Annotated in this window: 9 protein-coding genes; 1 reads left to right on the forward strand and 8 read right to left on the reverse strand. The window is 65.6% G+C overall.

Annotation, left to right across the window (positions count from 1 at the left end):
* Positions 1 to 11 precede the first annotated feature (11 nt).
* From ASC70_RS21505 to ASC70_RS21545, 8 genes are all read right to left on the reverse strand, one after another.
* Complete coding sequence (locus ASC70_RS21505) at positions 12 to 3,092, reverse strand: efflux RND transporter permease subunit (protein WP_056054421.1); 3,081 nt, start codon at positions 3,090 to 3,092, stop codon at positions 12 to 14.
* Positions 3,089 to 4,201 (reverse strand): efflux RND transporter periplasmic adaptor subunit, encoded by a 1,113-nt coding sequence (locus tag ASC70_RS24675; RefSeq protein WP_082547433.1) that lies wholly within the window; start codon positions 4,199 to 4,201, stop codon positions 3,089 to 3,091. The genes ASC70_RS21505 and ASC70_RS24675 overlap by 4 nt, the downstream gene beginning before the upstream one ends.
* Entirely contained in the window at positions 4,191 to 5,591 is a 1,401-nt protein-coding gene (locus tag ASC70_RS21520; protein ID WP_056054428.1) for a TolC family protein, read from the reverse strand. The genes ASC70_RS24675 and ASC70_RS21520 overlap by 11 nt, the downstream gene beginning before the upstream one ends.
* Positions 5,592 to 5,907: 316 nt before the next feature.
* Positions 5,908 to 6,561, reverse strand: a complete 654-nt coding sequence (locus ASC70_RS21525; protein ID WP_082547435.1) for a TetR/AcrR family transcriptional regulator — start codon at positions 6,559 to 6,561, stop codon at positions 5,908 to 5,910.
* Positions 6,562 to 6,778: 217 nt separating this feature from the next.
* Positions 6,779 to 7,537, reverse strand: coding sequence for an IclR family transcriptional regulator (locus tag ASC70_RS21530; RefSeq protein WP_082547436.1), 759 nt, complete (start codon positions 7,535 to 7,537; stop codon positions 6,779 to 6,781).
* A 125-nt stretch (positions 7,538 to 7,662) separates the two neighbouring features.
* Positions 7,663 to 8,799: an L-rhamnose/proton symporter RhaT gene (rhaT, locus tag ASC70_RS21535; protein WP_056054435.1), complete on the reverse strand. Its 1,137-nt coding sequence runs from the start codon at positions 8,797 to 8,799 to the stop codon at positions 7,663 to 7,665.
* A 108-nt stretch (positions 8,800 to 8,907) separates the two neighbouring features.
* Positions 8,908 to 9,660, reverse strand: a complete 753-nt coding sequence (locus ASC70_RS21540; protein ID WP_156396283.1) for an SDR family NAD(P)-dependent oxidoreductase — start codon at positions 9,658 to 9,660, stop codon at positions 8,908 to 8,910.
* The gene (locus ASC70_RS21545) at positions 9,657 to 10,520 is read right to left on the reverse strand and encodes a fumarylacetoacetate hydrolase family protein (RefSeq protein WP_056054438.1); all 864 of its coding nucleotides are present in this window, start codon (positions 10,518 to 10,520) and stop codon (positions 9,657 to 9,659) included. The genes ASC70_RS21540 and ASC70_RS21545 overlap by 4 nt, the downstream gene beginning before the upstream one ends.
* Positions 10,521 to 10,802: 282 nt before the next feature.
* Between ASC70_RS21545 and ASC70_RS21550 the strand changes: the two genes are divergently transcribed.
* On the forward strand, positions 10,803 to 13,010 hold the full coding sequence (locus ASC70_RS21550) for a glycoside hydrolase family 3 protein (protein WP_056054440.1): 2,208 nt from the start codon (positions 10,803 to 10,805) through the stop codon (positions 13,008 to 13,010).
* The last annotated feature ends 37 nt before the right edge of the window (positions 13,011 to 13,047 follow it).

Genomic DNA, 13,047 nt, shown 5'->3' on the forward strand with positions numbered 1-13,047 from the left:
CGCCCTCTCCATCAGGCCCGCTCCGGCGCCGGCGGGTCGATCGGAGCGTCGTCGCCCGGCGCGCGACGGGTAACCAGGCCCGACAGTCGCGCCTTCAACCAACGCTCGACGTCGTCAATGAGCTCATAAGCGGCCGGCACCAGAACCAACGACAGCACCGTGGAACTGATCAGGCCTCCGATCACCGCGATCGACATCGGCTTGCGGAATGCCGCTCCCTCGCCCAGGCCTAGGGCTGTAGGCACCATGCCGGCGATCATCGCCAGGGTGGTCATAACGATCGGGCGCCCACGTTCGCGACAGGCCTCGTGTAGCGCGGTCCATCGGTCCATGCCCGCCTTCTCGGCCTCGATCACGAACTCGACCAGCAGGATTGAATTCTTGCCCGCCAGGCCCAGCAGCATCAGAAGGCCGATCAGCACCGGCAAAGTAATGGGCAGTCCGGCCAGAGCCAGACCCGCAAAGGCGCCCAGCGCCACCAGCGGCAGGGCCGATAGGATCGTGATCGGCTTGAAGAGGCTGTGAAACAGCAGGCACATAACCCCGTAGATGAGGAAAACGCCCGCTCCCAGGGCCCAGACAAAGCCACCGAAGGCTTCCTGGGTCTGCTCCATGTCGCCAGCGGCGACCTGGGTGATCCCCGGCGGGAGCTTGCGCATGGTCGGCAAAGCGTGGATGGCGGCGAAAGCCTGGCCTGTCGTCACGCCTTCGAGGTCGGCTTCGATCGAAGCGCGGCGGCGGCGATCCTGCCGGACGATTTGTCCAGGTCCGGCCTCGAAGCTGAGGTCAGCGATCGCCGACAGCGGGGTCGATTTGCCGTCGAGCGTGGGCACCCGCAAGGCCCCGAGCACCTGAGGATCCTGCCGCGCCTCACGCGGAAGCCGTACGCGGATTGGCGTACGTCGCTCGCCCTGCGAGATCTTGGCGACGTTTGCGTCGATGTCCCCAATCGTGGCCACCCGCAGCACCGCCGCCAGGGCTCGAGCGTCGACACCCAGACGCGCGACCTCGTTGAGCCGGGGTCTAACCACCAACTCCTTGCCCTGCGGCGCGGGCGCCGGACGTACGCCGGAAATCTGCTTGAGGCCCGCCATTTCGCGCATGACCTGCTCTTGGGTACGGGTCAGCAGCGCCGGATCGTCGCCCGTCAGGGTAATGACGACGTCGGCGGCGGCAAAGCCCGTCTGAGTGGCCACCCGTACGTCTGGGATCTGGCGCAGAAGTGGCCGGATCTGGCGAATGAAGGTGTCGGTGTCGCGGGCGCGGTGATCCGTCAGCACCACCGTAAGCGTGGCCTGAGAGAGTTCCTTGCCGTCGCCGACCACAGCCATCACGTGGCGAGTCTCCGGCTGGGCGATCAGTCTGCTTGTGGCCTCTGCCACCGACTGCTCCATGGTCGCCGCGCTGGCGCCGGGCGGCCCGGTCAGCGTGACGTAGAAGAAGCCGGCATCCTGGGTCGGTTGGAAGCCGATCGGTCGGGTCGCGGCTAGACCGAGCGAGGCGATCGCGGCCAGGGCGCCGATGCCGGCCGTCTTCCAGCGGTTCTTCAGCGCCCAATCCAGCGTGCGTCGATAGAAGGCCGGCATGCGCTCCACCACCGCATGCCCGGGTGGCTTGGGCTTGAGGAAATAGGCCGCCATCACCGGCGTGACCAAGCGCGCGACCAACAGCGAGAAGCTCACCGAAATCGCCACCGTCATGCCGAATTCGCGGAAGAACTGCCCGATGATGCCGCCCATGAACGACACCGGCAGAAACACCGCGACAATGGTGGCGGTTGTAGCAACGACCGCCAGGCCGATCGCATCGGCGCCGAGCAGCGACGCGCGATAGGGGCTGAGGCCTGCCTCGATCCGCTTCTCGATGTTTTCAATCTCGACAATGGCGTCGTCGACGAGGATCCCGATCACTAGGGTCAGGGCCAGAAGGGTCAAGCCGTTGAGCGAGAAGCCCAGCAGTTGCATGACCGCGAAGGTTGGGATCAACGAGAGCGGCATGGCCGCGGCCGCGATGGCCGTGGCGCGCCAATCCTTGAGGAACAGGAAGACGACCAGCGCGGCCAAGACCATGCCTTCAATTAGAACATGCAAGGTCGAGGTGAAGCTTTCACGGGTCTGTTTGGCCGTCGATAGCACCTCGGTGAAGGCCATGTCGGGATGAGCTTTACGCAGCTTGACTACCGCCTCTTGGACAGAGCGCTCAGCGGTGACGTCACTGCCTTGGCGGGTCTTCTGCACCTGAAAGCCGACGACAGGTCGACCGTCGAGCCTGGCAAAGCTGCGCTCCTCGGCAGCGCCTTGAGCCACCTCGGCCACATCTGTCAGGGCTACGTAACGGCCGCCCGCCAGGGGGACGGTCAGGTCGCGGATCTCGGCGGCCTTTTCGGCCGAGGCTAGGACGCGGATGGTCTGCTCGCCGCCGCCCAGAGCGGCGCGCCCCCCGGTGTCATCGAGGCTGGCCTGGAAGAGTGCGTTGTTGATCTGAGGCGCGGTGACGCCGAGGGCGGCCATCCGGTCCGGATCAAGAATGACATTCACTTCCTGCTCGACGCCGCCGACCCGGCTGACTTGGGCGACGCTTTTGCCACCCTGCAGAGCGCGCGAAACGGTGTCGTCGATGAACCAGGACAGTTCGGCGATCGACAGTCCGCCACCACTGACCACGTAGGTCAGCACCGGCGCGCCATCGATATCCACCCGCTCGATAGTCGGCGGGTCGATACCTGGCGGCAGTTCGACCCGCGTGCGGTCAACGACCGAACGCACGTCGTCGACCGCCTTCTGCAGATCCACGCCAAGCTCGAACTCGACGACGGTGGACGACACCCCTTGTGTGACGGTGGAACTGACGTGCCGCACGCCCGCGACGCTGGCCAGGCCGCCTTCGATCGGCCGCGTGATCTGCTTTTCAATTTCGGAGGGCGCCGCGCCGTTTTGGGTGACAGTGACGCTGACCACCGGAACCGCGGTATTGGGCAGAAGCTTGATGGGCAGTTGCAGAAAGGCGGCCGCACCGGCGATCAGCAGGCCGGCGAACAGGACCACGACCGGGATCGGATTGCGGATGGACCAGGCCGAGATGCGCAAGCTCATCGGGCCGCCCCCTTACCGGCGGCGTCAGCGATCTCGACGTTGGTGGCCTTGACCTTGTCTCCAGGCAGCAGCAACGCCCCACCCGACAGCACGACCCGCTCGCCGCCGCGAACGCCCTGAACGATTTCGACGCGATCGCCGATCAGCAGGCCGGTCTTGACCGGGACCTTGCGAACGCGCTCGCCCTGGACCACGACCAGGAGGCTGGCGCCGTCGCCATCGTAGAGGACCGCACTCTGCGGCGCGGTTATCGCCTGGCGCGGCCGGGTGTTGATCATGGCTTCAGCGAAACCGCCGGGGTGAAGGGCCTGGGAGAGAGGCAACTGCACGCGAACACGGCCGAGCTTCGTCTGCGGATCGACCTCCGGCGACACCAGACGCACAACGCCTGACAAAGTCTGGCCATCGGGCAGGCGAACGCTGGCGCGCGCGCCCGGAGCTAGACCCGCCAAGCGCGTCTCCGCCGCCTCGGCGTCCAGTTCGACAAGACCGTCCCGGGCCAGGCGGAACATGACCTGGCCAGCGGCGGCGACTTCACCGGGACGCACCGACCGCGACAGGATTCGTCCCGACACCGGCGCGCGTACGACCATCATCGACTGACGCAAGCGAAGGTCAGCCAGCACCGCTTGCGCCTGGGCGAGCGCAGCCTTGGCGCTGCGGGCCTGCAGCGCGCGCTCCGCCACACTCTCGGGCGACAGCGCGCCAAGCTTGTCCAGACCCGCGACCCGCGCGGCCTCCTGCTCAGCGCGCTCAGCCGCCACGGCCTGTTGTTCCACGACCGCGATCTGCTGGGCGATCTGACCGCGCAGCAGCGCATCATCGAGCACGGCCAAGGGCTGGCCCGAACGCACGCGGTCACCCAGATCGGCCAGCACCCTGGCCACACGGTAGCCATTGAGCTCGGTAGAAACCGCCGCTTCCTCGCGCGCCACCAAGGCGCCGGAGAGGCGCAGTGGATCGGCCAGAGCGCGTGTGTCGACCAGGGCTACGCGAGCGGCATGTTCGACGACCGGCCTCTGGGCGGGTTCAGGCTTGGAGCACGCCTGCAAGGCCAATAGCGATAGAACACTGGCCAGGCCGGCGTACGAACGGAGATCAGCGGTCATGGGACGTCTCAGATGCAAGCTGCTGGGCCTCGACCGGCGACCACCCGCCACCGAGGGATTTGAAGGCCTGGACTGCGTCGCCGAGGGTCGCGGCGCGAACGGCCACCAAGGCGGTCCGCGCCTGGCGCCAGGTCCGCTCAGTCTGCAGGAGGGTGACCGCCTCAATATAACCGGCGCGGAAACCCTGCTCCTGGGCGTCGAAAGCGGCCTTCGCCTGCGCGTCGGCAACCACGAGATCGGCCAGGCGGTCACGATCGGCGGCCAGGGTGAGGAGAGCGTTCTCGGTCTCGGCATAGGCTTGTCCGATAGCTCGCTCATAGGCCAATACCGCCGCTTCGGCCTCGGCGGTCCGTAGTCTCGACTCAGCCCGCAGGCGTGGGAGGTCGAGCACCGGCGCGGCTAGGTTTGCACCCAGCGTCCAGACGCTTGCGTTCGCACCAGCCGGCAGACGGCTGGCGGTCAGTGAGGGAACTAGAGAAAGGGTCGGTAGCTGCGCCAGGCGGGCCGACACCAAGCGACCGGCGGCGGCGTCGACATTGGCCTTGGCGCGTTGCAGGTCGGGACGCCGGATTAGCAACTCGCCCGGCGCGCTGAGCGGCGGCAGGGGCGGATCCAAGTCGGGATGCTCAAGCGAAAGCGTCTCCAATCCGGCGCGCGCGCGTCCGAGCAGGACGAGCAGAATGCGACGCTGGACCTGAGCTTGAGCGCGAAGCGCGGCGGCCTGGGCCCGCGCGTTGGCAAGCTCGGCCCGAAAGCTGGCTGCGTCGGCTTGGCTGAGGATGCCCCGCCCGGCCTTCAGATCAGCCACCCTGACCAAGTCCCCGGCGATACGGGCGGTTTCCCCGGCCTCGCGCGATTGGGCTTCCAGGGCGCGCGCCTGGAAAAGCGCCTGAGCGACGTTGGCCGCTAGGCTGACGCGCGTGGCTTCGAAGTCGAAGGCCGCAGATGCGAGCGCCGCATCGGCGCTCGTTCGGGCCGCGCCGCGCCGTCCTAGAAGATCGATCTCCCAACTAACGTCAAAGCTAGCGGTTCGGCTGTCGACATCGCCCTCCCCTGGCCGAGCCCATTGGCGCGCCGCCCTGACCGACGGCGTCCCTTGCGGGCCAAATCCGGTCAAAGCGCCTTGCCGCACGGCTCTCGCCTGGCGCAACGCCGCCAAGGCCGCTTGCGTGTCCGGGCTCGCGCGAAGGGCCTCGTCGATCAGGGCGTCGAGTTGGGGATCCCGAAACGCGACCCACCAGCGCTCGATCGACGCCTCGCGGCCGGCGCCGGCGCCGAGCGCCCCTGACGGCGCGGAATAGGCCGCAGGCAGGGCGACATCGGCCGCGCGCAGGTGCGCCGCGCACCCGGCCAGACCACTGGCCGCCGCTATCATGACGGTGAACACCACCGCTCGCCTTCCCCGACTCATCTACGCGTCCTTATTCGTACGATATCGTACTATTATCGGACCCATTGCATGTCGCCAAGCTTCGCGGCGTCGCCGGACCGACATTGTCGGTCGATGGCGTCGAAAAGACACAGGAGTTCGCGCAGACCCCATGCTTCTGCGAAGAACTATTTCAGGGGCGTCGGCCAAGCGAACACGGCCGCCCAACAGGGTGTGGCGTTCGCCGCTCGCCGCTGCGCGCCCAGTTCCGCCAGACCAGCGCTTGGCTCGGCCATGACGCGGCCGCGAGCGTTGAGGTTACGAGGAGAGATCGGGCCTAGGCGCGAGGTGGGACATAGCCGTCTAGAAACACGGCGACCGTTTGCTCGGCCCAAGAACGGATCTCGGCCGTGGAGATTTTGTCGGCCCGCCCCTGAAGGATCAGGCGATAGGCGTAGCCGCCGATGATGTCTTGCAGCAGGCTTGCGGCAGGCACGAACTCTTCAACAGCTTGGTCATGCCCCGCGGCGATCGCCAGGTCAGTGGCGATTATGTTGACCGCAGAGGCGAAGCTGTTGTCATGGAAAATCTGCGCCAGTTCTGGGAAACGACCGGATTCGGCGTAGATCAACCGTGCGAGATTGACCGACGCCTCAGTCAGCCCGGCCAGCATGAAGGCCTCCACACGATCGACGAGGGCCTTGCGAAGATCCTTCGAAGCCGGCGCGTTCAAATGCGGATTGTGCGCGCTCCATCGCAGGTTCTGATCGAGCAGAAACGCGGTGAAGAGGTCTGCTTTGGTTTTATAGCGCCGGTAGAGCGTGGTTTTGGAAATGCCCGCATCCATGGCGATGTTGTCCATCGTCGTGCTGCCATAACCATTGGCGAAGAAGTGATTGCGAGCGACCGCGACAATGTGGTCACCGAGCGCTGCTGCCTGGCTCATCGTTGGTCGACCGGGCTTGACCGTCGGACGTGTAGCCAGGGACATCAGCTCGCCTTCACCCCTTCGCGCGGAGTTGCGCGGGACCAACGCCCCTGCTTAGACGTCACGCGCCCGCGGACGCAAGCGGTGCGGGTGCTAGCATCCTTCACGCTCAAGGCGCCCGTCTGACCCGGGGTTGACGTCAAAAGCGTGCACAAACGGTCGGCTACGCGATTATCCTTCCTGGCCGGCAAGGCCAAGCCCGCCAAGGCTCCGACGAGCATCAATCCCGACCAATTGACCGGCTGATCTCGGTGGCCGCTGCGACCATGAGCGGACCTAGCCCAGCAAGCTCGCTGTCTTCGACATATTGCGGGAGCGTCGAGAGGCTTATAGCGGCAATGGCGCAGCCGCCGGCGTCGATCACCGGTGCGGCAATACAGCGTACCCGCTCGCCCTCGGTCTCGACGTGCGTTGTGAAGCCGTCCGCCATGGCTTTGGCCATCTCCGCTTCCCAGGCGCCGTAGGCGTCTGCTTCGACGGGAATGTCGAACAAGGCCCGCCAGGCCTCAGGCCCCTTCGCGAAGACCAGGGATTTTCCCAGCGCTGTGTGCCGCACAGGGTTGCGAATGCCTGGCTCGTGACGGAGCACGACCCGACGGCGGCTCGGACTTTGGCGCAGATAAAGCACCATGCCGGCGTCCATGATGCCGAGATTGACCGCATCCAATGTCGCTTCCGCCAAACGATCCATGGCCGGCAGGGCCAATTGAATAAGGTTGGAGGCCTGCTGGGCCTGAAAGCCGAGTTTGAGCAGCTTGGGACCGGGCGCGTAGCCCCGCCGAGGCGTGAAGCTCAAGTAGTCGCGAGCGACCAAGGCTCCGGCCAGGCGATAAGCGGTGGCCCGGGTCAGACCCAACCGTTCACTCAACTCGGCCAGACTTACAGACCCGTCGCCGACGGCCTCGACGATGTCTAGGCCCCGCATTAGCGTCTGGCTGCCGTTGATTGGCGCTTCCGGCGTGGGGACGTGAAGATTCATCGAGGCCTACACGCCGAAAAACGGTACGATATCGTACCATATCGCGATTGAAGGGATCACGCCAGCAGGCAGTGAGGTGAAGAGCGGCGCAAGGAAGCACGCGCCACGCTCCAATCAACTCGAAGTCAACGGGCGATCATGTTGCCATAGCCGATGATCATCGTGGCAATGATGAGTAGGGCCACGCCGCTCCAGACCATGTTGCGCACGGCGGGGCGGGCGTCCTTCCACTCCTTGAAGGCGAAGCCCCACAGGGTGCCGAAGATGATGATCGACGCCATGTGCAGGGTCCAGCTGGAGAAGCCGAACTTGCCCATCTGGCTCTCGCCCATCGTGTAGAAAAAGAACTGGAAGTACCAGGCGGTGCCGGCCAGGGCGCACAGCAGGTAGTTCGCCAGAAGCGGCGCCCCTCCTGGCGTGGCCACGACGTCACCCATACGGGCCGGCTCCTGGCCGGCGGCCTGGGCAGGCCCGCTCGCCTGGCCAGCGGGCGCATTCACCCGCCCGATCCATTCGCCCGCGCTCCGGTTCCTGACGATCAAATAGGCGCACCAGGCGCCATTGGTCAGCAAACCACCAAACATCACCAAGCACAGGACCGGAAGTCCGGTCCAAAGCGGCCCGGTGCCGGCCGCAGCCGACAGCGCCTTGACCGGCTCGCCAGCCGCCAAGCCGAAGGCAAAGCAGGCCGACATCACACCAGAGAAGACCGCTACGGCGATCCCTTTCTTGAAGTCAAACTCGGCGATCGCGGCCTTCTTGGCCTCCTCGGACAAGGCCGCATCTTTCCGCGCCCCGGCTAGGGCGACAACAACGATACCCGCCAGGGTGACAACCAAGCCCATGAGGATGATCCTGCCCGACACAGTGACCAGCAGTTTGTCGGCGAAGTCGCCCTGTACGATCGGCGGGATGAGGGTGCCGAACACGGTGCAAAGACCGAGTACGACGGCCATGCCCAACGACAGGCCTAGATAGCGCATGGTCAGGCCGTAGGTCAGCCCGCCAAAACCCCACAGCACACCGAACAGCACGCAGAGTCCGACGATTTCGGCCGGGACCTGGGCCATGACGCCGATCAGATTCTCGGTCTGGAGACCCGCGAAGAGCCAAGGCGCCAGGAGCCACGAGAACAGGCCTCCGGTCAGCCAGAAGATTTCCCAGGACCATCGACGAACCCCACGATAGGGCACGTAGAAGCTGGCCGACGCCAGGCCGCCCAGCCAGTGAAACAGCACGCCCAGCAATGGGTTGGGGGTCATGGTCGCCCTTTCGAGTCCTTGTTGGTGTTGTGGGTGATCGCCACGGCGTGCTCTCCCGCCGCCGGTCGGCCTGTCGTCGGTTTCAAATCAGAGGCGATAGTTCGCGGCCTAGAACGTGGTCCGGCCGCCGGAGGTGTCGAAGGTCGCGGCCGTGGTGAAGCTGCACTCCTCCGACGCCATGAAGCAGACCATGGCGGCGCTCTCGTGGATTTCGCCAAGGCGACCCATCGGGATCTTGCCGCGCGTGTAGTCGACCTGGCTCTGGGGCAGCTGCTCCAGGATCGGACTCTCGAAGGTGGCCGGGGTCAGGCTGTTGACGATGACGCCCTTGGTGGCCAGCTCCTTGCCCAGCGACTTGGTCAGGCCGATCACCGCCGCCTTCGACGCCGAATAGGCGCTGGCGTTGGGATTGCCTTCCTTGCCCGCCACCGAGGCGACGTTGACGATCCGGCCGTAACCGGCCGCCAGCATGAACGGGACGACTTCGCGACAGCAGTAGAAGACACCGTTGAGATTGACGTCGATTACCCGCTGCCAGCGGTCGATCGGGAACTCATGCAGCGGAACCGTCGCGCCGGTGATGCCTGCCGAGTTGACCAAGATATCGATCTTGCCGAGCGCCGCCACACTGGCCAATGCAGCCTGCGCAACCGCTGCGGGTCTGGAGATGTCCAGGGCGAGACAGTGGGCCGCTCCGATCGCCATCGCCACCGGCTTGAGCTGGTCGACATTGACGTCCCAAAGCGACACTTGGCCGCTCTCTGCGATGATACGCTCGGCCACGGCCCTTCCCAGCCCGGACGCGCCACCGGTGATTACGGCGGTGCGCCCCTTGAACCGGTTGGCGTAGGGGTTGATCACGACACGCCGTCCTTCGACCAGGCCACGACGATCTGGCGCTGCTCGCCCAGCTTCTCGATACCCAGGCGGATCTCGTCGCCGGCCTTTAGGTAGACGGGCTGCGGCTTCTGGCCCATGCCGACGCCCGGCGGCGTGCCGGTGGTGATGAGATCACCAGGCTCCAGCGTCATGAACTCGCTGATGTACGAGACCAGCTTGCTGATCGGGAAGATCATGGTCTTGGACGAGCCGTCCTGCTTGCGCTCGCCGTTGACGTCGAGCCACATGCCGAGATCCTGCGGGTCGCCCACCTCGTCCGAGGTGACCATCCACGGGCCCACGGGGCCGAAGGTGTCGCAGCCCTTGCCCTTGTCCCAGGTCCCGCCGCGCTCGATCTGGAAGGCGCGTTCCGAGACGTCGTTGATCAGCACATAGCCGGCGACGTGGTCCAGGGCCTGGGCCTCGGTCACATACGAAGCGCGCGTACCGATGACGACGCCCAGCTCGACTTCCCAGTCGGTCTTTTCCGAACCGCGCGGGATCATCACCGGGTCGTTCGGACCGGTCAGGCAACTGACGGCCTTGGTGAAGAGGACCGGTTCGGCCGGGATCGGCAGGTTCGACTCGGCAGCGTGGTCGGCGAAGTTCAGGCCCACGGCGATGAACTTGCTGACGCCATTGACCGGCACGCCGTAGCGCGGCGAGCCCTCGACCACCGGCAAGGTCGCCGGATCGATGGCGGCCAGGGCCTTCAGGCTGGCCGGCGACAGCTGGGCGCCGGTGATGTCGGCCACGTGACCCGACAGGTCGCGGATCTTGCCCTCGGCGTCGAGGAGACCGGGCTTCTCAGAGCCCTTGGAGCCGTAGCGGAGCAGTTTCATGGATCGTATCGCCTTCAAGGCTCTAGCGGTGTGCGGAAGTCGCAAGTCGACCTCGCGGATGAGCTCGACGGCCAATCTGGCGGGTACATCGCCTTGCCCTCCCCACAACAGTACAATATCGTACCATTATTGAAACAAAGGAACGAGCGCCACAACCACCGGCGCCGTGGGGGCGGAAATTCGGGCGCCTAAGAAACGCGCCAAGCCCCTTCGGCCCACCGCGCGGCGTCGACCCGGCCCTGGCGATCGCCTCCAGCCCAGCGATGCGAAGGACGAAGGTGAATGCTCCAACATCTATGGCTGATTGGCGCAGCGGCGCTGGCGACGAACGCTGCGGCGCATACTCCCGCGCCCGTGAGCGCTCCGGACGCACGAGCCAAAGCCACGTTCAACCAGATGACCCTGGATGAGAAGGTCCGCCTGCTTCACGGACCCATGACTGGCATGCTTCCCCCCAGTCGTCGGCCAGCGGGTATCGCCGTGGGCGCCGGCTACATTGCCGGGATCGAGCGACTGGGCGTTCCCGCGCTGGTCGAGACCGACGCTTCGCTCGGCGTTTCCAACCTCAACAACCTACGCCCAGGTGACGAAGCCACCGCCCTTCCCGCCTCCATATCCCTAGCCGCGAGTTGGGATCCCGACTTGGCTCGTCAGGGCGGTGCGATGATCGGACGCGAGGCCCGCGCAAAGGGCTTCAACGTCATGCTGGTCGGTGGCGCCAATCTCGTGCGTGACCCGCGCGGCGGCCGCACGTTCGAGTATCTGGGGGAAGATCCCCTCTTGGCCGGCATTCTGGTCGGGGCTCAGATCGCCGGCGTCCAGTCCAACAACATCATCGGTACAATCAAGCACTACGCTCTCAACGACCAGGAAACCGGTCGCAACGTCGCTTCAGTCGAACTGGACGAGGCGGCCATGCGCGAGAGTGATTTGCTGGCTTTCCAGATCGGTATTGAAAGGGGCCAGCCCGGCTCGGTGATGTGCGGCTACAATCGGGTCGGCGGCGTATTTGCCTGCGAGCACGACTTCCTCCTCAACCAGGTCCTACGCAGGGACTGGGCCTTCAAGGGATTTGTGATGTCCGACTGGGGCGCGGTTCATTCCAGTGAGGCGATCAACAAGGGCCTGGACCAACAGTCGGGCGAACAACTCGATGGAAAGAAGTACTTCTCCCAGATGATGGTGCACGCCCTGGCCGAGGGCCGCGTCCCCCAGGCCGCGATCGACACTTCCGCCATGCGCATTCTTCGAACCATCTATGCCCAAGGCCTGGCCGATCATCCTGTGGCCCCCGGCGGCCGCATCGACATCAATGCCAGCGGCGAGGTGGCGCTCAAGGCGGCTCGAGACGGCATGGTGCTTCTACGCAATGAAGGTGGGATGCTGCCGCTCCCGCCGACCACCGTCTCGATCGTGGTCATTGGCGGCAACGCGGAGTTTGGCGTGCTGAGCGGGGGCGGCTCAAGCCATGTCACACCGGTTGGCGGGTTCAAGAAAATCAGTCCGGCTGGCGGCGGTGCGGCGGCGGCCTGGGTCAAGCGCGCCTACGGCGGCTCCCCGCCGATCGATGGCCTTCGCAAGGCCTTCCCCAACAGCTTGGTCTCCTATGTCGATGGCAAGGACCCGGCGGTCGCTGCGGCAGCCGCTAGGGTCGCCGATGTAGCTATCGTGATCGGTGAAAAGTTCTCAACAGAGGCCGAGGACGCGCTGGATCTGTCGCTAGGAGATGGCCAGGACGCCCTGATCGAGGCAGTCGTCGCTGCGAACCCACGTACGGTCGTGGTGCTCGAGACCGGTAGCGCGGTCACCATGCCCTGGCGCGACAGCGTCCCCGCCATCCTGGCGGCTTGGTATCCAGGACAACGCGGCGGCGACGCGATTGCCGATGTCCTGTCGGGCGCATTCAACCCCGCCGGCCGCCTCCCCATCACCTTCCCTGCGAGTGTCGAACAGCTGCCCAATCCGATTTTGGCAGGCTCGGATGCGCCGCCGGCCGACAAGGGGACACGGGCGCTGTATGGCCTGCAAGCGGCGCTCAAGCCCTTCAACATCCTATATCCAGAAGGCTCGGACGCCGGCTATCGCTGGTTCGCCAAGAAGGGCCTTAAGCCGCTCTATGCCTTTGGCCACGGGCTGTCCTACACCCAATTCCAGTATTCGGACCTGGTGGTCACTGGCGGCAAAGGCCTGACTGCCCGGTTCAAGGTCACCAACACAGGCTCGCGCGCAGGCGCGGACGTCCCACAGGTCTATGTGATGCGCCAAGGCAAGGCCAAGCGGCTGATCGGGTGGGCCAAACCATCCTTGCAGCCGGGTCAGAGCCAGGAGGTCACGGTGTCCGCCGACCCGCGTGTGCTAGGCGACTACGACGCCAAGGCCGGACGGTGGGTTATTCCGGGCGGCGTCTACCGCATCGAGATCGGGGCCTCCTCGGCCGAGCCGTTGCTCAAGGGCGTAACGAGGCTTTCAAGGCAATATCGCCGCCCCTGACAAGAAGCGTCCGCCACCGGCCAAGGCCCGAGCTTGC

The sequence above is a fragment of the Caulobacter sp. Root343 genome, from assembly GCF_001425745.1.
Taxonomy (GTDB): Bacteria; Pseudomonadota; Alphaproteobacteria; order Caulobacterales; family Caulobacteraceae; genus Caulobacter.